This window comes from Bacillus sp. B1-b2, assembly GCF_009183415.1.
In the GTDB taxonomy this organism is placed as follows: Bacteria; Bacillota; Bacilli; order Bacillales; family Cytobacillaceae; genus Niallia.
The window spans coordinates 110880-135046 of sequence record NZ_WEHU01000006.1 but is presented as its reverse complement, the minus strand read 5'-3'; the positions used below and the strand labels follow the sequence as shown (position 1 = coordinate 135046).

The 24167-nt window shown below is 33.8% G+C and carries 20 protein-coding genes; 8 read left to right on the top strand and 12 right to left on the bottom strand.

All coding sequences use genetic code 11. From position 1 onward, the window contains the following. Positions 1–136 precede the first annotated feature (136 nt). From F9279_RS07830 to F9279_RS07820, 3 genes are all read left to right on the top strand, one after another. Positions 137–2623: a helicase-related protein gene (locus F9279_RS07830; protein WP_226793352.1), complete on the top strand. Its 2487-nt coding sequence runs from the start codon at positions 137–139 to the stop codon at positions 2621–2623. Positions 2624–2852: 229 nt separating this feature from the next. Continuing rightward, positions 2853–5609: an ATP-binding protein gene (locus F9279_RS07825; protein ID WP_152112326.1), complete on the top strand. Its 2757-nt coding sequence runs from the start codon at positions 2853–2855 to the stop codon at positions 5607–5609. A gap of 10 nt (positions 5610–5619) precedes the next feature. Next, on the top strand, positions 5620–6477 hold the full coding sequence (locus tag F9279_RS07820; RefSeq protein ID WP_152112240.1) for a CheR family methyltransferase: 858 nt from the start codon (positions 5620–5622) through the stop codon (positions 6475–6477). Between the two features lie 56 nt (positions 6478–6533). On the opposite strand, the gene F9279_RS07815 is transcribed toward F9279_RS07820, so the two are convergent. From F9279_RS07815 to F9279_RS07805, 3 genes are all read right to left on the bottom strand, one after another. Beyond that, positions 6534–7670 (bottom strand): fused response regulator/phosphatase, encoded by a 1137-nt coding sequence (locus F9279_RS07815; protein ID WP_152112238.1) that lies wholly within the window; start codon positions 7668–7670, stop codon positions 6534–6536. 203 nt (positions 7671–7873) lie between these two features. Further along, positions 7874–8557, bottom strand: a complete 684-nt coding sequence (locus tag F9279_RS07810; protein WP_152112237.1) for a DUF4956 domain-containing protein — start codon at positions 8555–8557, stop codon at positions 7874–7876. A 24-nt stretch (positions 8558–8581) separates the two neighbouring features. Beyond that, complete coding sequence (locus F9279_RS07805; protein WP_152112236.1) at positions 8582–9280, bottom strand: polyphosphate polymerase domain-containing protein; 699 nt, start codon at positions 9278–9280, stop codon at positions 8582–8584. A gap of 240 nt (positions 9281–9520) precedes the next feature. On the opposite strand from F9279_RS07805, the gene F9279_RS07800 reads away from it, so the two are divergent. Next, entirely contained in the window at positions 9521–11467 is a 1947-nt protein-coding gene (locus F9279_RS07800) for a carbohydrate-binding domain-containing protein (protein WP_152112235.1), read from the top strand. A gap of 76 nt (positions 11468–11543) precedes the next feature. Here the strand turns inward: F9279_RS07800 and F9279_RS07795 are convergent, their stop codons facing one another. The 8 genes from F9279_RS07795 to F9279_RS07760 all read right to left on the bottom strand — a co-directional run bounded on the left by F9279_RS07795 (position 11544) and on the right by F9279_RS07760 (position 19739). After that, complete coding sequence (locus tag F9279_RS07795) at positions 11544–12353, bottom strand: hypothetical protein (RefSeq protein WP_193224508.1); 810 nt, start codon at positions 12351–12353, stop codon at positions 11544–11546. Positions 12354–12540: 187 nt separating this feature from the next. After that, a complete protein-coding gene (gene guaC, locus F9279_RS07790) occupies positions 12541–13524 on the bottom strand; it encodes a GMP reductase (protein ID WP_152112232.1) in 984 nt (327 codons plus the stop codon). A 594-nt stretch (positions 13525–14118) separates the two neighbouring features. Further along, the gene (locus tag F9279_RS07785) at positions 14119–14781 is read right to left on the bottom strand and encodes an SIMPL domain-containing protein (protein ID WP_152112231.1); all 663 of its coding nucleotides are present in this window, start codon (positions 14779–14781) and stop codon (positions 14119–14121) included. Positions 14782–14916: 135 nt separating this feature from the next. Continuing rightward, positions 14917–16131, bottom strand: a complete 1215-nt coding sequence (locus tag F9279_RS07780) for an MFS transporter (RefSeq protein WP_152112230.1) — start codon at positions 16129–16131, stop codon at positions 14917–14919. A 14-nt stretch (positions 16132–16145) separates the two neighbouring features. Further along, positions 16146–16475 (bottom strand): MarR family winged helix-turn-helix transcriptional regulator, encoded by a 330-nt coding sequence (locus F9279_RS07775; protein WP_319020750.1) that lies wholly within the window; start codon positions 16473–16475, stop codon positions 16146–16148. A 264-nt stretch (positions 16476–16739) separates the two neighbouring features. Then, positions 16740–18179 (bottom strand): FAD/NAD(P)-binding protein, encoded by a 1440-nt coding sequence (locus tag F9279_RS07770; RefSeq protein ID WP_152112227.1) that lies wholly within the window; start codon positions 18177–18179, stop codon positions 16740–16742. A gap of 356 nt (positions 18180–18535) precedes the next feature. Continuing rightward, the gene (locus F9279_RS07765; RefSeq protein WP_152112226.1) at positions 18536–18982 is read right to left on the bottom strand and encodes a hypothetical protein; all 447 of its coding nucleotides are present in this window, start codon (positions 18980–18982) and stop codon (positions 18536–18538) included. 19 nt (positions 18983–19001) lie between these two features. Then, complete coding sequence (locus tag F9279_RS07760) at positions 19002–19739, bottom strand: hypothetical protein (protein ID WP_152112225.1); 738 nt, start codon at positions 19737–19739, stop codon at positions 19002–19004. A 363-nt stretch (positions 19740–20102) separates the two neighbouring features. Between F9279_RS07760 and F9279_RS07755 the strand changes: the two genes are divergently transcribed. From F9279_RS07755 to F9279_RS07745, 3 genes are all read left to right on the top strand, one after another. Continuing rightward, a complete protein-coding gene (locus tag F9279_RS07755; RefSeq protein ID WP_152112224.1) occupies positions 20103–21002 on the top strand; it encodes an EamA family transporter in 900 nt (299 codons plus the stop codon). A gap of 326 nt (positions 21003–21328) precedes the next feature. Next, positions 21329–21775, top strand: a complete 447-nt coding sequence (locus F9279_RS07750; RefSeq protein WP_152112223.1) for a hypothetical protein — start codon at positions 21329–21331, stop codon at positions 21773–21775. Next, entirely contained in the window at positions 21763–22050 is a 288-nt protein-coding gene (locus tag F9279_RS07745; RefSeq protein WP_152112222.1) for a YxcD family protein, read from the top strand. The genes F9279_RS07750 and F9279_RS07745 overlap by 13 nt, the downstream gene beginning before the upstream one ends. Positions 22051–22101: 51 nt before the next feature. On the opposite strand, the gene hmpA is transcribed toward F9279_RS07745, so the two are convergent. Next, positions 22102–23313: an NO-inducible flavohemoprotein gene (hmpA, locus tag F9279_RS07740; protein ID WP_152112221.1), complete on the bottom strand. Its 1212-nt coding sequence runs from the start codon at positions 23311–23313 to the stop codon at positions 22102–22104. A gap of 171 nt (positions 23314–23484) precedes the next feature. Here hmpA and F9279_RS07735 point away from each other — a divergent pair, with 171 nt between their 5' ends. Then, positions 23485–23940: an RrF2 family transcriptional regulator gene (locus F9279_RS07735; protein ID WP_152112220.1), complete on the top strand. Its 456-nt coding sequence runs from the start codon at positions 23485–23487 to the stop codon at positions 23938–23940. Positions 23941–24167 lie beyond the last annotated feature (227 nt).

Below are 24167 nucleotides of genomic sequence, written 5' to 3'. Positions count from 1 at the left end.
ACAAGATATATTCCCATATATTACATATATAATCCTAAAGTTTAAAAATAAGGGATATATAAGATACTATACTTAAAATATTTATATAACTAAGATAAAATGGAATAAATATAGATTAGGGTATAGGAGTATAAACATGATTAATCAACTATTAAAGACCCAATACGATACAGCCATACAGAAGACACAGAATTTGATATTAGAAGACATAGATAGGTATTTGGAAGGGAAAGAAACCTTCGCATCATTAGAGATGTATCTAAGGGAGAGAGAGGTATATATAACTCAAATATGGCTGAATACATGGCTAAATACAGCAACCAGTCATATTCCCTATTCTGATAAAAAGCAATACTTAACAGATAGAGGGTTTGATATAACCGATTTAAATAAGAAAATGATTAATCGATTGTTTCAAAATGATATACGAACAGTAAATAGCTTTGATTATTTGAGTTGGTTACAAGGATTATTTGTATTAGAAGATTCTTGGAAAAAGCGCTATGTTAGCCAAAGAGAAAGATATATAAAAAAACTTGAAAAGAATACCAAGATAGAACTTGAACGCAAATGCTATTTGAAATTTACGTACTATATTGAAAAGCTCTTAGATGATAGCTATGAGGAGTTATTCTTATACATAAGGTACTTAATTGGTTCACGCTTAGCTATTGAAATTGAAAGAAACGGTATTGTGCTTTCCTCTATGGAAGTGACATTTGAGGAATATATTACAAATGAAATGGATATGCCATATAATCAGTTTTATTTCCTTGAAGATCGAACGGAAGCTTATGAAGAACTGATCTTTCAACAATTACAAGATTATGTTCCAAGCTGGTTAAGAGGAAAGCTACCAAGTCATTTATTATTAGATTATGATACTGTTTTTCATAAGCCGCTTTCAAATACTTATTTAGAGGAAGTGAGCAATTCCTTATTAAGAGAAGTAGCGGAAGATTTTTTAAATGATTTATTGACTGAATATGTGATAGATCTAGAAAAGCTATTAGATATACCATTTGATATAGATGTTCATAAAGAAATAATGGAAAAAGATGTACAAAAGAAGAAACAGAAAGAAGCAGAAGATTTAGAAGAGCAAAGACAACGAAAAGAACAAGAAGCAAGGATGATTGAAGATATCTTTGGGCAAGAGTATTTTCCTAGAGCTAATAGTAGCATTCGTTATATTTTGCATGTAGGAGAAACAAACACAGGGAAAACGCATCATGCAATAAATAGAATGAAAAAGGCCGAAAGTGGATTATATTTGGCGCCATTACGTTTACTGGCTTTAGAGATATACGAGAGGTTGAATGAAGATGGAACTCCTTGCTCGTTGAAAACAGGAGAAGAAGAAAAATTAGTAGAAGGTGCTAACCATCAATCAAGTACCGTGGAGATGTTTCATGAGAAAGACTATTATGAAGTACTTGTAATAGATGAAGCCCAACTAATTGCTGATAAAGATCGGGGATTTTCTTGGTATAGAGCTATTACAAAAGCGAATGCAAAAGAGGTGCATATTATATGTAGCCTACATGCAAAACAGACCATAATAGAATTAATTGGTGAGGGAAATATTGAAATCAACGAATATGTAAGAGATATACCGTTGCATATAGAAAATACCCTTTTTAAATTAGATCATACAAAAAAAGGGGATGCACTAGTCTGTTTTTCAAGAAGAGGAGTTTTGGAGACAGCCTCCTTTTTACAAAAAAAAGGATTGTCTGTAAGTGTTATTTATGGAAGCATGCCACCTGAAACAAGAAAAAAGCAGATGCAGCGATTTATTAACGGAGAGACAACCGTCATCGTTTCAACTGACGCAATAGGTATGGGATTAAATCTGCCTATTCGAAGAATTGTTTTCTTGGAAAATGACAAATTTGATGGTACAAAGAAAAGATTTCTCTCTTCTCAAGAAGTAAAACAAATTGCAGGAAGAGCGGGAAGAAAAGGAATTTATGAAGTAGGAAGAGTAGCTTTTTCCAATGAGTTGAAGAAAATGACATACCTATTAGAAAAGAAGGATGAAGGGATACAAAGTTTTACAATTGCTCCAACATCAACGGTTATAGAGAGATTTCAACGATATTCCAATAATTTAGGGCTATTCTTTTATTTATGGGGGCATTTTAAAAGTCCGACTGGCACCAAAAAGGCGACTTTAGCAGATGAAATGCTGCTGTATGAAATGATTATGGATACGATGGTCGAAGCAAGGATGAATCTGTTAGATTTATTTCATTTTCTAAGAATTCCTTTTTCCGTTAGTGAACCAACTCTAAGAGCTCAGTGGAAAACAAACATGGAAGCAATAGTAGAAAATAGAGATTTACCAGAACCAAAGACTAAAAATACCACATTAGAAGAATTAGAGCTATCTTATAAATCAATCGGACTTCATTTGTTGTTTTTATACCGTTTAGACAAAAGAACAGAAGCATACTATTGGGAAAGATGGCGAGAAGATATTAGTGATCAAATAAATGAACGCCTCAAAACGGGAATTAAAGTGAAATCTAGAATTAGAAGCTGTGTTTCTTGTGGAAATGAATTACCAACAAGATTTAAGCACAGGATTTGTAATGATTGTTTTTATTCCAAAAGGTAAGTGCTTTGATTAGAAGGTCCCTCACGACTTTTATTTTCTAAAATAGTCCGAACTAATCATTAGGTTAAGTTTAATAACCTCCGATAAGTTCGGTTTTTTCATGAGTTTTTAACCTGTTATATTCACAACATTTTTCAAAAAGCATTCTTTTTTTATGGTCAGGTTTATTTCATTTTCTAGTTAAATACTATACTATTAATATATAAATATAGTTAAGGAAGGATAAATGATGCAATCAAAATTGAAAATTGGAATTAGATCTAAGATTATTCTTGGGTATATCGTTATCGTACTTTGTTTGCTAATATCTGTAATTATACTTAATGATCAAATAAGAGCCTTGCAGAAGGAACGAAATTCAATCATTGACTATGATTCAAACATTCATGAACTAACTACTGCTATTGAGAAATATATAGTAAATATGGAATCTGGACAGCGGGGGTATGTTATAACAGGTGAACAGAGCTACTTGGATCCTTATTATGTTGGCTTAGAAAATTGGGATGATACATATAATAAGCTATATGAATTAGTACAAGATGAAAGCCAACTAGCGGATTTAGAGAAAGTGAAAGTGAATATAGAGCACTGGATTGAAACAGCAGGGGAACCAGTTATCGAATATAAACAACAAAATGATACGGCAGCAATAAACGATTTCTTCCTAACAGATCCGGGTAGAGAAGACATGGATCAAATAAAAGAAAAGTTTAATTCCTTTCGAGCCGACGAAAGAAAAACTTCCGACACAAGAGCAAATCAACTTGATAGTCAAAATAATCAATTAACCTTGTTGTTATTTGGAGCACTAGTTCTTATTTCGGTTGGTTCCATCCTTATTGCTAATCAAATTTCGAAATCGATTGTTAGAACCATTAAAGAAGTTACGGGCTCTATTCAAACGATTGCAACTTCAACAGGAGAGATAAGCACGAGAATTAAGGTAAAATCAAATGATGAAATTAAAGAGCTTGCAGAAGCTACCAATATGTTACTTGATAATTTAGAGGAACGAAACTGGTTACAATCAAATGTAGCAGACATTGTTACTAAATTTCAGGGTATATCTGTTCTTGAAACACTATCAGACTTATTTATCTCAGAAATTGCTAAGAAAACAGATGCTAATTTTGGAGCTTTTTATATAAAAGATAATCAACATAATCAAATTAGTTATGTAAAAGTAGCTTCCTTTGCAGAAGGAGAAAATCAAGTTGGTAGAGATAATTTCCTCTTTGGCCAAGGTTTAATGGGGCAATGTGCAAAGGAAAAAACAGTTTTATATATGAAAGACATTCCAAAGGATTACCGTTTAATATCTACAGGACTTGGGGAAGTATTGCCAAGAAGTATAATGATTATTCCTATTCTTTTCGAAGAAGAGGTTATTGCAGTAGCAGAACTTGCATCTGTTACTGAATTTACAAGTCTTGAACAAGACTTAATAAAACAATTAGCTAGTTCATTTGGAGTTACGGTTAATAGTATTCTTACTAGGATGGAAATTGTACGTCTATTAAATGAGTCCAGAACCATGACAGAAGAGTTACAAGTCCAATCAGAAGAATTGCAAACTCAATCAGAGGAATTACAATCACAATCGGAAGAATTACAAATGCAAAAAGAAGAGCTGATGGCTACAAACGAGCAGTTGGAAGAACGTTCAAAAGAAGCTGAAGGAAAAAATATAGAGCTAGAGAAGGCAAAAGAAGAATTAGAGGCGAGAACGGAACAAGTTATTAAAAACTCTAACTATAAATCAGAGTTTTTAGCTAATATGTCTCATGAGCTTAGAACACCCTTAAATAGTATTTTAATTCTCTCTGAAATGCTTGCAGAAAACGATTCGAATAATCTATCAGCAGAAGAAACAGAGTTTGCTAATGTAATTCATTCCTCGGGAAAAGATTTATTATCTTTAATAAATGATATTCTAGATCTTTCTAAGGTGGAAGCAGGTAAGCTAGATATACATTTTAGTGAAGTAAGTATAAAGGAAGTTACTTCTCAATTAGAAAGAGTATTCGCTCCAGTAGCAAATCAAAAGAATGTAAGCTTTGAAATAGAAATGGAGAAAGATCTAGATGGAATTGTCTATACAGATGAAAAGAGATTTCAGCAAATACTGAAGAATCTTTTATCAAATGCTCTTAAATTTACGGAAAAAGGATCTGTATCCTTACATGTTAAGAAGAAAAAATTACTAACTAGTGGAATGAAAAGCATTAGCAGTGATTGGCTAGAAATTATCGTAACAGACACTGGGATTGGTATTCCGAAAGAGAAGCATAAACTTATCTTTGAAACATTCCAGCAAGCAGATGGAGCAACAGTACGTAAATATGGTGGAACTGGTCTTGGATTATCCATTTGTAGAGAATTTGCAAGGTTGTTAGGTGGATGGATTTCACTAAGTAGTGAGGAAGGTAAAGGAAGTAAGTTTACTCTTTCTATCCCAAGTTTACCTCAAGGAATCTCAGAGGTAACAATGGAAGTAGCTACTTCGGAAAATGAAGAAACTATAGAAGAGCAGCTGGATGAGCAGGAAATTCCAGTTTTAGAATCAATTGAAAAAGGTACATTACCTTTAAAGGAAGAGCAAGAGGAGTTTAAAGGGAAAAATGTGTTAATAGTAGATGATGACAATCGTAATATATTTGCGTTAAGAATAACCTTAGAGAGATTAGGAATGGAAGTCACAGTTGCTCAAAATGGGATGGACTGTCTTAGTATTTTAGAACAATCGCAGGAATTTGATGTTATTCTAATGGATATTATGATGCCTAATATGAATGGGTATGACACAATGAAAATCATTCGAAACTCAATGCATTTAACAGAAATTCCTATAATTGCTCTTACTGCTAAAGCAATGAAGTATGACCGAGAAAAATGTATAGAAGCTGGTGCTTCAGATTATATAAGCAAACCATTAGACTTAGATCAATTATATTCAGTGTTAAGAGTTTGGTTAGTGAAATAAGGGGGATAAAATGGATTATTCGTCTCTAGGTATAAATCAAGAGGTAGATATACAAGATAATATGGAGTTAGAAGTAGATTTACTACTTGAAGGGGTATTCCGTTTATCCGGTTTTGATTTCAGACAATATAATCGAGCATCTATTAACCGTAGAATATTTTATCGAATGAAAATGGATAATATCCCAACTATTACTCGATTATTAGAAAAGATCGTACATGAAGAATCCTACTTATATCAGATTTTAAATGATTTTTCCATCAACGTGACAGAGATGTTTCGCAACCCGAGCTTCTTTCGAGCATTTAGAGAAGAAGTAGTACCTTTATTAAAACAATATAATGAAATTAGAATCTGGCATGCTGGTTGTGCAACAGGTGAAGAAGTATATTCTATGGCAATTCTATTAGAAGAAGAAGGATTAAAGGATAAGGCTGTTATTTATGCTACAGACATGAATGAAAATGTTCTTGAAAAAGCTAGTAAAGGTGCTTTTCCTTTGCATAAAATGCAAGCTTATACAAAAAATTATATGCTTGCAGGTGGAACAAATGCTTTCTCAGAATATTATAAGACAGATCATCAATTTGCTTACTTTCATCCTAACTTATTAAAGAATATAATCTTTGCTCAGCATAACCTAGTAACAGATCAATCATTTAATGAATTTCATGTGATTGTTTGTAGAAATGTTCTAATTTATTTTAATCCAACTCTACAAAATCAAGTACATCAATTATTTTATGAAAGCCTGAGTAAGAACGGTTTTATTGGGCTAGGGGATAAAGAAACCTTGAGCTTTGTGGAGGTTATGTCTAAATACCAAGAACTAGTTGGTGCAGAAAGAATTTATCAGAAGGTATATTAACTCTTTCGTAATAAGAAAAGCTAGAAACCTCTAAATAAACAGAGGCTCTAGCTTTTTTATTTTGTTTGTAATAATAGCACGCACATATCATCAGGTTGATCTATTTGCTGCTCTTTTGATAAAAGATGATCAATAACACAAGTGGTATGATCCCATTTTCTAGAAGAAATATCACATATTTTCTTTTCTGCTTCCATTTCATTTGGACCTATTGCTTCTAATACACCGTCTGTATAGAGGATTATCTGAACATTTTTTTCGTATGAAATAACGCTTTTTGTTATCTTCATTTCATCAAAAAATCCGACAGCATGACCACTTTTATCTAAAGGAACGACTTTTTCATCATCTAAAAGAGCGAATCCAGATGGATGGCCAGCATTTACATATTCAACCGTTTTTTCCTTCGTATCAATGACTAAATAAATAGCGGTGAAATAAAAAGGAATTCCGTCTTTCTCATTTTTAATTAAAGACATATAGCGATTCAGTTCCTTAATAACAAGTTCTGGTTCCACTATTTGTTTTACTGATTCTCTTAATACGGAAGAAATAAACATGCAGACTAAGGATGCGGAAATGCCATGGCCCATCATATCCAGTAGAATAACTGCATAGCGATGATCATTGATCTTATGCCAATAATACATATCGCCTGCTAGATTAAAACTCGGTAGATAGGACACTTCTAAGTGTACCTGTTGATCATTTAATGGTGGGCTTAACAGGCTTCTCTGCACATTTGTAGCTAAATCCAGTTCAAACTGTATTTTCTTTTCATGTTGAGTATGCCAATCAAGCTCTGCTTTAAGACGAAGAGCTACTCGAATTCTGGCTAAAAGTTCTACTTTATTCAATGGTTTAGTGATATAGTCTACACCACCTATATCTAAAGCTTCTGCCAGTTTGTTCTTATCTTCTAAAGCTGTCACAAAAATAATTTGAATATCCTTTAAACGATCTACTTGTTTAATACGCTTACAAGCTTCGATACCATCAATTTCTGGCATCATAATATCTAGAAGGATTAAATCAACAGATTCTGCTCTGCATGAAGAACCATGAAGGTCAAGGTAATCAAATAATTCATTTGCTGAAGCGAGTGAAACACAATCATTATATCCAGCACTTTTTAGTATTTTTTCCATTACAAATAGATTAACAGAGTTGTCATCTACAAGAAGCATTGTCATTTTCCATAGATCTCCTTCTTAAAAGAATGATAGCATTACATTATGTATATATAACGAAATGTAAGATATGAGGTATATATATGGATAATTATACAGAACTTTGTGGGATAACAATAATAATAAGTATGATTTAATCTAAAAAATAGGTGGAAAGAAACAAAAAGGCTATTTAGAGATTTTTTTCTCTAAATAGCCTTCCATTTTCACGCAGTAAAGTTTCCATCATAGCTAAGCATAATAGCAGATTGCACTCCATTTAACTTAGAAATAGTGTTAATAAAGCTAGAATTATTATCTTTTATGCGAATTTCATAGGTTAATTCAAAATCATTTCCAGCCATAACTGATTTTGATTTGACAGAGAATTTCTTAGCATGTTCTGAAATGGTTTTAGTTAATGTTTCTTCTAGTGTTTCATTTGAATATTTCACGACTAATAAATAGGGGTTTTCTACTTTAATACGGTTGGTGAAAAGAATTAAGACTAATCCAATTAGAATAGCGCCGATAATAACAAGAATGATAAAACCTGCTCCACATAGAATTCCTGATACGATTGACCAGAAAAGATAAACTAAGTCCATTGGATCCTTGATAGGTGTTCTAAAACGAACAATAGATAATGCCCCAACCATACCAAGTGATAACAGTACATTAGATGATATACCGATAATAATTAATGCAGTTGCCATAGAGATTATTATTAAGGATATATTAAAAGTATTGGAATAAATAACACCAGAAAAAGTCTTTTTATATACATAGTAGATAAATAGACCAACACCAAAAGCTACTAACAGTCCTATTAATGAATCCACTATTGAAAAATTACTGGTTTTCTCTAAAATGCTTGATTTAAATATATCCTCAAAACTAATATTGCTCATTATAATTTCCTCCTAATGTTGTTATTAACCATACATTCTGCTAATTTGATATTTAGAATAAGTTCCTTTTCTGCGATCATTAATTTGTAGAAGATTTCTTATGATTTCTGGTAGATATTCATCAAATTTAACCTCGAGAACGGTGATATCTGGATTTGTTTCAATCATAGGTAAATCTCTATTCAAAACATCATTATTACGAAAGCTAGTTTTTATGGAACTATCGAAAGTGACTCTTACATTTCCATGTCGATAGATAAAAACTTCTCTTTCATAATCAACGACTGTTAGTGGTTTTAATTGATATAAATACATTTGAATATATAATTCTCTAATTAATTCTCTCGTGTCGTTTTCCATCCATTCAATGTCTCCTAAACGGATTTTTTCATATTCTTCTGCAGTAATTCTGCACTTATCTTTATAGGTCATGTTATTTCGTTTACTTTTTTTCTCTAAGTTAAGTAGAGTGGTATTGTAATCATATAGTCGAACCCGAAATTTATCTCTACTTAAGAGACCCTCTTTTTTTTGTTGCAGAGCTTTGTTTTCAAAGTTATCAAAATAAACACTTCGAATGAGGTATTTACCATCTTTTGTAGCATGAGGATCAACTTCCATTACATGCTTTAATTTATTTCTTAATAGAAAACAATCTATTTTATTTAATTCATGTTTAAGTTCTGTTCTGCCTTTTAGGCCATTTAAAGTTAGTGTTGCCATTTAATATGCTCCTTTCCTTCACTTGCTTGAACACATTATTACGCAGAAACCTTAATCTATCCTTAAGATTTTTAAGTTAATATTAATTTTTTGTAAAGTGAAGGTAGCGTAGAAAAATTCTTTCATCTTATAGAGATTTTGACTAAAAGAATTCAATATGGGATTGTAAATGTTTTTTAAAGGAATTATTAAGGTTTCTCTTTCATAATGAATGCAAGAGTTAGGAAAGGGGTACTTAGAATGAACTTCTCAAAATATAAAAAGCTTGCTCTACCTATCTGCTGCACTCTCTTTTTATTTGCATGCAGTAAGGAAGATACAAGTGATTCTACAACAAGTAATACAAGTACATTAAAAGATATAAATGTTAGCGCATATATTAGTGAAAATATTAGTTATGAGGAAGAAGATTTAACAACAGAATGGGAGAATGAAGATCCCATCTATATTACATTAGACGGTGAAAATATCACGTATGATGAATCGGCATCTATCATGACATCAGGCTCTACTGTAACCATTCGCTCTGGTGGGGTATATGTTCTAAGTGGCGAAATAAATGATGGGCAAGTAGTTGTAGATGCTCCTGATACGGGAACAGTTAAATTAGTATTAAATGGAGTGGATATAACAAATAGTGAGTCTTCGGCTATCTTTATTAAAGAAGCAGAAAATACCATTATTACACTTGCTGATGGAACAGAGAATTCAGTAGAAGATGGACAGACTTATACAGAAGATGATGGATCTGGAGAACCTAATGCGCCCATTTTCAGTAAAGATGATCTCACTATTAATGGTACAGGAACATTATCGGTAACTGGAAATTATGATAACGGAATTGTTTCAAAAGATGATCTTCGAATTATAAATGGGAATATTAAAGTAACAGCTGTTGATGATGGAATATTAGGTAGAGATTTAGTGGCTATTAAAGATGGAGCCTTCGATTTGGAAGTCGGAGGAGATGGAATTAAATCGACAAATACCAATGAAGAAAAAGGGATAGTAGCAATTGAATCAGGAACCTTTACTATTACTTCAGGAACAGATGGCATTCAAGCAGAATCCTCTCTTTATATAGCTAATGGCACTTTTAACATAAATGCTGGTGGAGGTAGTCCAGAAACTGTCCAAGTTCAAGAAGGCATGATGGGAGGTCAGCCTTGGGGAGATAATGAGGAAGTGGAAACAGAAGAGGATACTCTAAGTACTAGAGGTCTTAAAGCAAATCTAGATATTGCTATTGGTGGAGGAACCTATGACTTAGATGCTTTAGGAGATGGAATGAAGAGTGACGGAAATATCATGATTATGAGTGGGGACATAACGGTTGCTACTGGTGATGATGGATTAGATGCAGTAAACAATGTATATATATCAGGAGGGTCAGTAGATGTAACGAAAAGCTATGAAGGGTTAGAAGCTGCTGCAATAACAATTAACGACGGAAATATTAGTCTAGCTACTAGTGATGATGGAATTAATGCTAGTGAGGGAACAAGTGGTAAAGAAACTGGTGGCGGAATGGGAATGGAATCTGCTGGGAACGCCTTACTAACTATCAATGGCGGTACTATTTTAGTCAATGCAGGTGGGGACGGACTAGATTCGAATGGTTCAATTGTTGTTACAGGTGGAACAACAATTGTTAACGGTCCGACAAATGATGGAAATGGTTCCCTTGATTATGATGGAACATTAAATATAAGTGGAGGTACTTTAATTGCTGCAGGAAGTTCAGGCATGGCACAGGCAACTTCTGATACTTCTACACAAAACGCCATTTTAATGACCTACTCAGAAGCACAAATTGGAGGAACCATTATTCATATTGAGGATAGTGAAGGAAATACGGTAGCTACCTTTACACCTACTAAAGATTATCAATCTGTCCTTATCAGCTCCCCATCCATTAGTAAGGATACCATGTATTCTATCTATTCTGGTGGTAGTGTATTAGAAGTAGAAAGCAATGGCTTATCGGATGGAACATATGCAAAAGGAGAGAAAGTAGTAGAGTTTACTATATCAAATTCAGTAACTTATGTAGATGAATCTGGTGTGACAGAAGCTCCTACAAACCAAATGGCTCCTGGTGGTGGTGGAACACCTCCTAGTGGCGGTTTTGGTAGAGATCGGGGACAAAACGGAAATTCTTCTAATAATACATCTCAGAACAATTAATCTTTATATTTTTATGTAAATAGTTTAAGAGCACCATCTACAAGAATTAGATGGTGCTCTTATTTATTTATAATGATTAAAGGTTAGTAAAGCAACTCTTTGCTTCTTTTGGGTAGATACCTAGGGGGACGAGTATAGTCCAAGTGGAATGATTTTTATAAATACCAATAGAGACATCGAGAATTATACCAAGATGCTTCTCTTGTATTTCAGTAGAATGAATGTCATATATTCTATTAGTAAATATATTAGATATCGAGACAGTTTGAGTGTTTATAGCTCTAATTTGAAAGAGTCCATCCTCTACTTCTTGACATTGATTTAGTAATTGTTTTACTTTTTCCATGTGTTTTTGATCATTTCTAGTGGAATGAAGGTATGTTGGATAGAGTTGTAGGAAAAGGGTATGGTGCAAATCTTCACATGTTTGTAATGTTTGAAGAGTAGTAAGATGCTTATCTATAAACTCCATCCATTTCGTATTTTCTTTTTTATCAAGCCATGTGGCAAAGTGTCTAAATTCTTCGAGAAAAAGGGTTATGTGGTTCTTGTTTTGTGAAATTTGAACGGTTGAAGGTAAGTACAAGTAGCAAAGTTGCTTGAGGAAGGAGGTAGAACATTTTTTCCAAGAAGTAGGCATAGTATCCTCTAAAAAATCGGTTAAATAGCTAGAGAAAATGCGAAGAAAATCATTACGTTGTTTATTATCTAAGTCTAGCTTTTTATATTCGATGAGATCATCTCCATAGTATTCAAAAAGAGCTTTATACTTCATATTAAAAGAGGAACTAATTTCAATCTTCTTTAATATTTGGCTCCTATTTTGTGTACCATCAAGAGGAATCAATCGAACTTTTACGGGAGAAAATTTCTTTTGTTGGTTCATAAAAAATGGGTTACTTTTCATGTGGAAATCAAACCTTTCTATAGTGGGAGTAATGAAGGTGCATCTGGGGATGAGAAATTCTAGAGGTTATCTTTATTATAATGGGCTTTCCAAGACAAAGTCACTAACTTTTTAACCATTCTTGCAATAAAAATCCCCCTCATGAAATATGAGAGGGAGGCACCTATTAATAAACCTTATCACCATTGAAGATAGAGTTCTTTACAATAACATAATCAACATTGCGGATAGCATCTAGTTTCTTGCCACCTGCATAAGAAATAGAAGATTGAAGATCTTGTTCCATTTCTGTTAAAGTATCTTGTAAATGACCTTTATGCTCAACAAACATTTTCTTTCCTTCTACGTTTTTCTTTTCGCCTTTTTGGAACTCAGATGCAGAACCGAAATATTCTTTCACTAACTTTCCGTCTTTCTCTGTTGTTTCACCAGGTGATTCCTCATGACCAGCAAATAGAGAACCAATCATAACCATGGATGCGCCAAAACGTACAGATTTGGCAATATCTCCATTTGTGCGAATTCCACCATCTGCTATGATTGGTTTACTAGCAGCCTTTGCACACCAACGAAGAGCTGCTAACTGCCAGCCACCTGTTCCAAATCCAGTTTTAATTTTTGTAATACACACTTTTCCTGGTCCAATTCCAACCTTAGTTGCATCAGCACCAGCATTTTCTAATTCTCTCACCGCTTCTGGAGTTCCAACATTTCCAGCGATGACAAAGCTGTTAGGTAAGTGTTGTTTAATATGCTTAATCATAGAAATAACCGCATTAGAGTGTCCATGTGCAATATCAATAGTAATAAACTCAGGTACTAAATTTTGTTCTGCTAATTGTAAAACAAAATCATATTCTTCCGTCTTTACACCAACACTGATAGATGCGATTAACTTACGTGACTGCATATCGCGAATAAATGCTTCGCGTGTTTCAGGTTGAAAGCGGTGCATAATATAGAAATAGCCATTTTCAGCTAAATAAAGGGCAATTTTTTCATCAATAATAGTTTGCATATTGGCAGGTACTACTGGAAGCTTAAATGTATGGCCTCCAAGACTTACAGTTGTATCACATTCTGAACGGCTATCTACAATACACTTAGCCGGAATTAATTGAATATCTTCGTAATCAAACACGTTATCCATTAAATACACTCCCAAACACGAATATTAAGGTCGATTTGATTGAAAATGTTCGACCATTAGGTACTTTACAGCATTTTTATCAGTATGTCAAAGATTTTCTTTTTTATGTATGTATCATTATTTTCATAGCAAGGGCGGAAGTTTTTGTAGTATAAAAAAATTATGTCCATGAAAATGTCACTAATATTTGTGGGATCAGTGTGTCGAACTCTTGTATAGGTAATGAACTAACTGAATAGGGGGATAATTTCCGCTACCAGGGGTTCGCTTTCCGTGGAGCTTGAGCTGGGCTGTTTCGGCTTAAAAGCCTGTATGGTTTAGGGTTGTCTCGCTAATCCCGTAGGAGTCTCACCCCTTCCACTTCAATCAGCAGTATAAAAATTTCTTTTATTCTTCCTATATCATTTTTGTCAAAAAGCTTAGGCGTCTATTAATATAGACGCCTAAGCATGAAAGCTGATTCAGTATCGTTTAGAAGAGCTAATGACTTTCTACATATTTTAATTGAAAATGTTTGAAAGTATATGATCCCTTAATAACTCCTGTATGTAAGGGTGTTTAAGTTCCATTACATTTTTAAAGTTGTCATATAACTTAATATTGAAATCTGACTTCAAGTTTTGCTTCTATTATCAATTGTCCGGCTTCGATATTTGTTGAGGAAGCATTTACTGCTGTAACATTATATTTGGCTAATGGTACGGGATTTGTAGTTGGAGGGATTTCTAAAATTTTTGTTGGTATTTGGTTCAAGTTGATTTGTAAAGTATTTGCTAATGTAATTGCTTTCTGTAGAGCATCCTGTAATGCTATTTGAAGGGCCTGTTGATAATAGACATTCCGATTTATTACATCAAACTCTATCGATGTAATACGATTAGCTCCACTTTGTGTGGCGGTGTCTACTATGCTCCCGGTTTGCTGTATATTGTTTACTTGAACTGTTAACATATGTGTAACCTCATATCCATTAAAGACTTGTTTATTATCTATATAGTCATACTTAGGATAAATGGTGTAATCAACTGTTTGAATGTCTTTGTTTTCTATGCCAGACCGTATTAGGCTGTCTCTAACTCTTTGTTGAATAGCGGCATTTTCACTTTGAGCTGTGGTTAAGTTATCATCTTCAGTAACAATGCCAATGGTTACTTTGCTTAATTCAGGTTCAACCTGAATGGAGCCATTGCCAAAGACAGTGATGCTATTTTTACTTGGGGGTGTAGGCACTACAGTGTTCGCTCTATACATTTGCATCTAATCGTCACCTCATTTAATGTAATGAAAATAATTTAGTATTACCATTATATGATAAGCTACTTTTATTTATTGTATTGTTTTTGTGAAATGAAAAAAAAAGAGAACAAGCAGCCTTTAAGACTACTTGTTTGTTTACAGAGAGGAAGGAGATATAGGTTCTCTCGTTTTGGTTTCCACTCTTCCGTGTAATAAATAGTATAGGATAATGACAGCAAAGGAAAAGATTCCAAGTATCATATAAAGATGTGCGTAACCTGTTATAGGTATCACGTATCCTAGTAAATATGGTCCAAAACCTAAGCCTGCATCTAAGAAGATGAAATAGGTGGAAGTAGCAAGCCCTAATCGATGTGCTGCAGTTCGCTTGATAGCAACTGCTTGTGCACAGGATTGCATATTACCGAATCCCAGTCCAATTAATATAGCGGATAAAAGAAAAGTAAAGCTACTCTGAGATTGACTTAATAAGAAGAGACCTAAGCTTAGAAGAATAATCGCAGGATACATAATATAATTAGCGCCTTTAGCATCCATTAATTTCCCTGTAAATGGCCTAGATATCAATATGGCTAATGCATAAACAATAAAGAAGAAGCTAGCTGTATTTACTAAATGAATTTCTTTTGCATAAAAGTTAATAAAGGATAGTACTCCAGAATAACTAAGAGAAACGAAAAGAATGATAATAGCAATTGGCAATGCCTTTGGTTCAATGAATGAAGAAGCATGGAAGCCGCTCTTTGCCGAGTGAGAGCTTAGTGCTTTGATCTGCTCTATTTCAGGTACCTTTACTAATAATCCAATAAAAAGAGAAAGAAGACCTAAAATAACACAAAAGCTAAATATAACTGGAAAAGTAGTATGTTCGCTCATGAAAAGGCCTATAAAAGGTCCAATTGCAGTTGCTAAGGTAGTGCTCATACTAAAATACCCAATGCCTTCTCCTCTTCTAGAACTAGGAATAAGATCGGCAATAATGGTTCCAGATGCGGTACTAGCAATACCAAGCATAATTCCATGCAGAAAGCGATTGAAGAGCAAAAATCCAATGCCTAAATTTATAAAATAAAAGCTAGTAGTTATGCTGAATAGAATCAGTCCAAAGATTAGAGTTCGCTTCCTTCCAATCATATGAATAGTTCTCCCAATAAATAACCGCCCAATTAATGTACCAATTATAAAAATACCCGTTACTAGTCCAGCTTGGCTAGTGGATGCATGAAACGCTTGAACAGCATATACAGCAATAGTAACCATCAATAAGTAAAATACAAGTGTTAAAAAGAAATTAACGGCGGAAACAATGATGAAATCCTTCGTCCATAACTTCGTCTTTGATTGGTTCACAATAGATAATCCTCCTACTGTAATAAATTATTTCGAATAGTACTCAGAATGTCTGTAGTCTGTTCTACTTCTTTTTCTGACAATCCTTGTAATATTCTTTCTTCAAACTCATCTACTGCTATACGAACTTCTAAATATACTTTTTCTCCATATTCTGTAAGTTGCATTTTTTTCTCTCTTTTATCTTTACTTAATACTTGTTCTACCAAGCCTAGCTTTTCTAATTGTTGGATTGTTCTTGTGATAGTAGGCTTCTCCACACCTTGGTATTGAGATAGTTCAACAAGGGTTGCGGACGATTTTTCGTACAAATAAAAAAGGATCGTCCATTGAGCTCTTTGAATATTATGTGTTGCAAGAACCTGAATAAGCTTATTTTCAAATGGGCGATAGAGTAATAAAAATTGATGGAAAAAGCGTTGTGAATTTTTTATAGGAATCCCTCCAATAAATAGTTACTGATGATAACTGTTACTCATGATAACTAATACTATAACAGAAGAATAGCACTGTTGTCTACGAAGGTTAAAACATACAGGGGATAATAGATAAGAAAAAGTCTAGAATGTGGAAATTACATTCTAGACTTTCTTTTGAAGAAGCTACGATTATCCAACTTTAGAGGAATCTTTTTCTGCAGTAGGTATATCTCCTATAAATTCTTCGACCTTATAGTCAAAGAAATCCTGTAGCTTTTGATCCTTATCGTCAAGAAATAACTCATCTGTTATAGCAGAAACAATTTTAGGTATTCCGTATCTCATACCAGATAACGCAGAAGCAGTTAAACCACAACTGATTAAGGCTGAATAATTATAAGCATAAACACCATGTAATAAATCCTCCCCTTCTTTTGTTCGGCTAATAAAGGAATAGCCAGAACTTAAGTAGGGGTGAGCATCTAGAATAGGAGATGCTATATTTTCAGGAGCTGAATATTTATCTGACCATCTGGCTATGTGTTTTTCTAATAACTTTAGCTCTGGTCGCAACTTAGGTTCTGTTAATAAACCTGTGCTTATGAAGAGAAAGTCAAAATAGTGAGTTCCTTTAGGTGTTGTTACAACAGCTTTACTACCATCATCCTCGACATTTAGCCAAGGAGAGCCCAAATGTAAATGGAAACCAGGCTGGGAGAATGCGCGTGTATAGGTATCATTTGTTGGAGGCTGATTATGTTGAAGAAAATGAGCGATTCCTGCGTATTTCTCTTCATCACTAAGTGCTGGGAAGTGTTCAATCATGCCAGAAACCTCCATTTGACGTATAGGGTTAATGCGTTGTAATTTTTCTCTTCGTACAAATACATGAGCTTCTTGTACTCCATTTAATAAGGCGTAGTTGGCATTATCATAGGCAGATGCACCGCCGCCGAGAATACCGATTGTCTTTCCTTTTAATCTATTTATATCGATGGATTCTGATGTGTGGGCATATAAGTCTTTCGGAAGATTATCTGTTATCATGGATGGTACATGCCATTCTCCGCCACCTTGTATTCCTGTTGCTAAAATCACCTTACGAGTTAAAAGTGTGTTACTAGATGTACCATCGCCCTTAATATGCAAGCGGTGTAGCCCTTTTTGAATTGGTTCAATCTTGGTAAGCTTAACTTTATTTTGTACAGGTATTCGAAGCGTTTGGCGATACCATTTTAAGTAATTCATCCAGTCGCCCTTTGGAATTTTATCTATTTGCTCCCAGCCTTCTGCATCAAACTGTGCTTCCCACCACGAGCGGAACGTTAGAGATGGAATGCCTAGATCGATAGATGATAAGTGTTTAGGAGTGCGAAGGGTGATCATTCTTGCATATGTTTCCCATGGACCTTCCAAGCCTTCTTCATTTTCATCAAGAACCAAGATATTAGAGACTCTTTCACGTAATAAGCCAAAGGCTAAGCCTAAACCAGACTGACCACCACCGATGATAACCACATCATAAACATGTCCCTCAGGATGTTCTGTTGGAGTTACCCAATCTGGACCACCAAAATTTAGATAAGAAAGATCTGTTTCAACTCTTTTATTTAATTTACTTAAACTCATATATAAATTCCTTCCTTTCTACTTATCATTTATTCCTTTCGTGGCTCTGCAATTATAAGTTTATGTTATGTTTTATTACAATTCATGTCATGTCAATATAGTATCATGTTATGTTTCTTATTGTATGGTTAATATATCTAAATTTTCTAAAAACTTTTGGTTATATGTTTAATACCCACTGATGTAAAAAGGCATCTGTGGATATAATGTAAAAAATTTTTTTTAGGGGGATATAGGTCATAATTAGTCGTTAAGCGTGGTTCTTCCATTTTCAAGGATAGTAATAAGGTGCTTTGGAAAGGGAATGGCGTTATCAGATAGTTTATACGTTGTTTGAAAGAATACGAAAAGTCTAATTAATTTCTTACCCCAATGCTCAATGCGTGGTTCTTCCATAATATTTCCTTTATTTCGTTTAAGTGTTCTTTAGGGCATTGAATAATTAATATTACATCATGCCCACCTTTAGGATGCTTTAAAGATTTTTTTCGATTGGTGAAATAATAAGTGATAAAGCCAAGTAGGAAGCCAACCAAAGCGAATAATAATCCTGTGAAAATGGGACCAATAGGAAGCTTGAAGCCGATACTTGCGCCAATTACAGACAATCCTGTAGCAATTGCAATCCCTATTTCAAATGCAGTGGATTGGACCTCCTCTAAGGACTTTTTTTTAGATCTACTAGGCAGATGGTCATTCATGAAAACAATAAGTATCTTTTCAGGAGTAACACCCAATTCTTCTATTTTAGATAGAGCTATCTCTAACTCAACTGATTGATTAAAAGAACCGACAAGAAACATAAAAGGCACCTCTTAAGAGTTAAAGTTTGGAACCAGCATATCTATTGCCTAATCTTACTTTTTGTGATTCCAAAAGTAATTCATTGTGACTGCGGCAGGTAAGATGTGCGAAATATATAGACCCACCTATGACAGAAGGCATAAATAAAAGCCAATGTGGGTGAAGAACAGTTATGGAATGCTCTATTTCTCCTAATAATAAGAGAACAATAGAACGATGGGAATGAGAAAGTAATATGTAGACCCACCACCAAAAAATAGCATAAAAGGCAAGAAATATTCTGTGGGTGTAGAACTGCCCAAATCCAGGAAATAGAAAAGAATATAATGCACCAATAAGTGGCTTCTTCTTTTTTAAATAGTGGACCTCACTAGGAAATATTTCTAAGTTTGTAATAGTTGGTTTTGCTAGAGCATTTAGCTTATTAAGCTCTACTGCACTTCGAAAGCTATCTCCGATTGTAATAAGATAAATAATTAAATAACCAAGCATCCAATCTATGTTGAGTGTTAATTTGGCTAATTCTATTTCTCCACAAAAAGAATAAACCATTGCTTCATTAATATGTGCACAAGTATTAATGGTTACTTCTACTAATGTAAGTAAAGTTGCACGCAAGTATTGATTGAGCATATAGTGTCCAAAACCTGGAAATACAGCAGACCACCATGCTATCATATATGGATTATGATCCATGAGATGAGTAATACCAGCTGTACTGTACTTAGCTTTAGAAAGGAAAATGGATGAATTCATTGACATACCTACTTATACAATTTAAATATATTTGTATGTTATGGAATTACATGAATAATATACGTTGTTTACAAAATTTAGGGAGAGGAAAAACGTTGACCAAAAGGAATTTTCTCGATAAAATATTGCCTAGTAATGATGTTACCCAAACTCACAATTTGTGAGTGGTGAAATTTTGTAGAGAATAACTCTGTTTCGTTCACCCATTATCCCTGACAAGGGGATAATGGGTTTTTTTATTTTCTTGAGGTTGTTATGAATCAGCGAGTATCTCAGGCTTAGTACAACCTGTGTTTTTACAGCATGATCTAGATAAATAACTAAGGGAGAAAATAACCGATTTATAATAATAGGAGGAATACTATGGGGATATACAGGTATGTGATTTACGTTTTAATTGGTGGAATTAGTTATGGTTTATTATCCACCATTATGAAATTAGGAATGAAGGATGGATATTCAGTAAGTGAACTTCTAGCAGGGCAATATATTATTGGTTTGGTTGGGATGTTTCTACTTGTTATAAGCTTCTCGAGAAAAAAAGTAACAATAAAACAAATCTTTCTTTTGATGCTTGTAGGGATTCCGATGAGTTTAACTACTATCACTTACGGGATGGCTGTAAAAGAGCTATCAGCTTCTATTGCAATAGTCTTTTTATTTCAATTCAGTTGGATTGGTGTCGTGATTGAATCCTTAGTAAACAAAACAATGCCAAGTAAACCGAAATTGATAGCCATTATTTTTATTCTTATAGGTACTGTCTTATCAAGTGGATTAATAGGTGGAGATCTCCCTTCTTTAACTGTGAAGGGTATATGCTTTGGTTTAATAGCTGCTTGTACATTTGCTATTTACATCTACTTGAATAGTAGAGTAGAAACAGCTGTTGAATCCTTCTCAAAGAGCTTTATAATGACGATGGGTGGAGCTATTGTAACTTTTAGTATATTCCCACCAGTCATTTTATTAGATGGAAATTTCACAGATCCAATTTGGATATATAGCTTAATGTTAGGATTATTTGGTGTTGTTGTTCCCATTTGTTTCTTTTCAATGGGGATGCCAAAAGTCGGAGGTGGACTAGGAACCATCTTAAGTGCAGTTGAATTACCAGTCGTTGTGTTATTGTCTGTAATTGTATTGAAAGAAGCAGTCTCATTTGTTCAGTGGGTTGGTATTATTCTCATTTTAATAGGAATTGTTATTCCAAATGTTTTGTTGGATAAAAAGAGAAGTGTTTATAGTAAAAGAGCTGCGTGAATAGGGTTTCATTATCCAAGTTGACTATCTTTTTAAATTATATTAGAATAAATACTAGGAAGAAAAAATTGCATACTCCAAAGGGGAGTAGCTAACAGTTATGTCGTCAATACGCGATAACATTAATCGCCGGCCTAACTGGCAACTTTGAAGTTGTTTGCGAGACCTTTGCCGAATACAGGTAAAGGATTTAATATTGATTTTTAGACCTTTACCATTTTGGTAGAGGTCTTTTTGACTATCAAGGAGGGAAAGACAGAGAGGTAATAATAGAAACAAGTAATGAGAATGCTAAATAAAGATTAAAATTCAGGGGGAACACAAACATGAAAAAAATTATGGCAGCTATTCTATCACTAGGATTAATACTATCACCACTGGGTAGCGTGGTATTCCAAGATCAAACAACAACAGTAGAAGCAAAGTCCTATAAGTCAGGAAAGAAAAGCTTCAATACAAACAATAGCAATACAAATACAAATACAAACACAAATTCTTTCTTTCAAAAGAAAAATACAAATGATACTACAAAAACTAGTACTACCAACAAATCAGGTGGATTTTTCTCGGGTGGCTTAATGAAAGGTTTAATGGTAGGGGGACTTGCTGGTCTTTTATTTGGTAGTCTTTTTGCTAATATGGGAATGCTAGGTTCTATATTAGGCTTCATGATAAACATTCTTGCCATTGTTGTATTGATTAGTGTTGTAAAGAGAATTTTCACTTTTTATCGCAACAAGAAAAGAGAGGAAGCTAATAATTGGAGAAGATAATCATACCAGAACAAGATATTATTAATGCGGTCTGTATCTATATTTCAAGAAAGAAGCAGGTTAATCCACAAGAGGTAGAAGTGGAGTTAATGTTCGATGATGATTATGGCTTTTCAGCAGAGGTTTATGTAAGTGATCGTAAACAAATTTTGATTACCCAAAATCTTATTGAAGCTTTACGACTATGGATGGAAGAATACATGAATATAGATCCATATCTAGGGATTAAACTTGTCTTAGATGATGATGAGGGAATTATAGCTACAATAAAGTAATAAAGAATGAATAGAAAGGGTCTGAATGGAAGTTATTCAGACCCTTTGTGCTTAATTCAAATTCATAGAAGGACCAAAGAATTCATAATGGATATTAGTGTTTTCTATATGATTCTCTTTCAATCCTTTTACAACTGTTTGTAAGAATGGCACTGGTCCACAAATATAGTAATGCCCGTTTGGAAGGATGGTATTTTCTCTTAACCAATCTGCATCGATAAAACCAGTTTTTCCAAGGTATGGATGTGATAGGTCTTTAGCAGTTGGATTTTCATAAACATAAGAAATAGTTAACTTTTTCATTTTATCCTTTATAGTTTGCACTTCTTCTTGGAAAGCTTGCACTTCTCCATTACGTGCTGCGTGGACAAACAATACTTCTCTATCGGGATGTTTCTGTGCAATTTCACCAAGCATGCTTATAAACGGGGTTAAGCCAACACCCCCACTGATAAAGACGATAGGATCATGATTTTCCTCTAAAATAAATTCTCCTGCTGGTACGGTAACTTCTAACGTATCACCTTCCTTCAGATGGTCATGTAGAAAGTTAGATACTTTTCCGTCTGGATTCAGTTCTGTTCTTTCTCTTTTTACAGAAATGCGGAAGAAGTTCGTATTTGATACAGTGGAAAGACTATATTGTCTATTGAATAGAAATTCTTCACCAGGTATAGATAGTCTAATGGTAATATACTGTCCTGCTTTAAAATCTGGTAGTATGCTACCGTCTGTTGGTTCTAGATATAAGGAGGTGATCTCATCGCTTTCTTTTACTTTTTTTGTAATAGAGAATGCTTTATAATCACTCCATCCACCTGCAACAGAGGCACTTTCTTTATACATTTCTGTTTCTATATCAATAAATACTTGAGCGATTACTCCATAGGCATCTGCCCATGCTTGAATGATTTCATCTGTTGCAGCATCACCTAAGACCTCTTTGATTGCTTTTAATAAAAATTCCCCAACGATAGGATAATGCTCAGGTTTTATCATTAAACTTCTGTGTTTATGGGCGATTTGTTTTACAACTGGTATAATAGTTTCAAGGCGTTCAATATTTTGAGCAGCTGCTAAAACAGTATTAGCAAGAGCAGTTTGCTGTCTACCTTTTTTTTGATTAGCATGATTAAAAATATTCAAAAGCTCTGGATGTGCCTCAAACATATTGCTATAGAATACAGTAGTGATTTGTGTACCATATACTTCTAATACAGGTACAGTAGCTTTAATTGTTTCGATTGTTTTGGTAGATAACATATTAAGACCTTCTTTAATAAGTATTTTAAATACATCTTTTATGATATAAGGATAGTAAAATAAAAACAATATTTTATATACATCTTTTTTATGTTGTTAATGATATTTAACAAAATGTTCACATTTACAATATGGGAAAGATGAAAACTATTAAAAATGGAGACTGGTAAAATGAGGTTAACTAACTACTCTGACTATTCTTTACGTGTACTTATTTATCTAGCAACTAAAAGTGATGATAAGCTTGTAAACATCAAAGAGGTAGCAGAGGTATATAATATATCTAAAAATCACTTAATGAAAATCGTTTATAATCTAGGAAAGCTAGGATATATTGAAACCATTCGAGGTAGGAGTGGTGGATTCAGATTAGCTAAAGCACCATCTGAGATTAATATAGGAGAGTTAATCCGAAAAACAGAGGAAGACTTTCATCTTGTAGAGTGTTTTGAACATAAAGATCTATGCGTCATAACACCAGTTTGTTCTCTGAAGCATTTATTAAACAGTGCATTAGAGCAGTTCTTTAAGATATTAGATCAATATACATTAGAAGATGTTACTACTAACCAGGTTATGTTAAAGGAATATTTCGCTAGTAAAAGTGATAATGTTCAGTTACCTTAGAAATAGTAATGTTGGGAAAAAATAATAAATGGTGGATTCTAAAAGATTTGGTGAAAGAGGGATAAGGATACACTCCTTCTGTGTAAAGTAAGATTCGTTTTAAGTAGCGAAATGCTAATCCATAAGGGCAATGAGAAATATTACTAGTATTATAGAAAATCTACTTCACATAGTTAGACTTTGTTATCCGAGGCTAACTGGTCGCTTTCCACGGGGCTCATCTACGA

Bases quoted from the DNA above. Each gene is read 5' to 3' on its own strand.
- F9279_RS07830 (WP_226793352.1), top strand. From the start codon at position 137: ATGATTAATCAACTATTAAAGACCCAATACGATACAGCCATACAGAAG.
- F9279_RS07825 (WP_152112326.1), top strand. From the start codon at position 2,853: ATGCAATCAAAATTGAAAATTGGAATTAGATCTAAGATTATTCTTGGG.
- F9279_RS07820 (WP_152112240.1), top strand. From the start codon at position 5,620: ATGGATTATTCGTCTCTAGGTATAAATCAAGAGGTAGATATACAAGAT.
- F9279_RS07815 (WP_152112238.1), bottom strand. From the start codon at position 7,670: ATGACAATGCTTCTTGTAGATGACAACTCTGTTAATCTATTTGTAATG.
- F9279_RS07810 (WP_152112237.1), bottom strand. From the start codon at position 8,557: ATGAGCAATATTAGTTTTGAGGATATATTTAAATCAAGCATTTTAGAG.
- F9279_RS07805 (WP_152112236.1), bottom strand. From the start codon at position 9,280: ATGGCAACACTAACTTTAAATGGCCTAAAAGGCAGAACAGAACTTAAA.
- F9279_RS07800 (WP_152112235.1), top strand. From the start codon at position 9,521: ATGAACTTCTCAAAATATAAAAAGCTTGCTCTACCTATCTGCTGCACT.
- F9279_RS07795 (WP_193224508.1), bottom strand. From the start codon at position 12,353: ATGAACCAACAAAAGAAATTTTCTCCCGTAAAAGTTCGATTGATTCCT.
- guaC (WP_152112232.1), bottom strand. From the start codon at position 13,524: ATGGATAACGTGTTTGATTACGAAGATATTCAATTAATTCCGGCTAAG.
- F9279_RS07785 (WP_152112231.1), bottom strand. From the start codon at position 14,781: ATGCAAATGTATAGAGCGAACACTGTAGTGCCTACACCCCCAAGTAAA.
- F9279_RS07770 (WP_152112227.1), bottom strand. From the start codon at position 18,179: ATGAGTTTAAGTAAATTAAATAAAAGAGTTGAAACAGATCTTTCTTAT.
- F9279_RS07765 (WP_152112226.1), bottom strand. From the start codon at position 18,982: ATGTTTCTTGTCGGTTCTTTTAATCAATCAGTTGAGTTAGAGATAGCT.
- F9279_RS07760 (WP_152112225.1), bottom strand. From the start codon at position 19,739: ATGAATTCATCCATTTTCCTTTCTAAAGCTAAGTACAGTACAGCTGGT.
- F9279_RS07755 (WP_152112224.1), top strand. From the start codon at position 20,103: ATGGGGATATACAGGTATGTGATTTACGTTTTAATTGGTGGAATTAGT.
- F9279_RS07750 (WP_152112223.1), top strand. From the start codon at position 21,329: ATGAAAAAAATTATGGCAGCTATTCTATCACTAGGATTAATACTATCA.
- hmpA (WP_152112221.1), bottom strand. From the start codon at position 23,313: ATGTTATCTACCAAAACAATCGAAACAATTAAAGCTACTGTACCTGTA.
- F9279_RS07735 (WP_152112220.1), top strand. From the start codon at position 23,485: ATGAGGTTAACTAACTACTCTGACTATTCTTTACGTGTACTTATTTAT.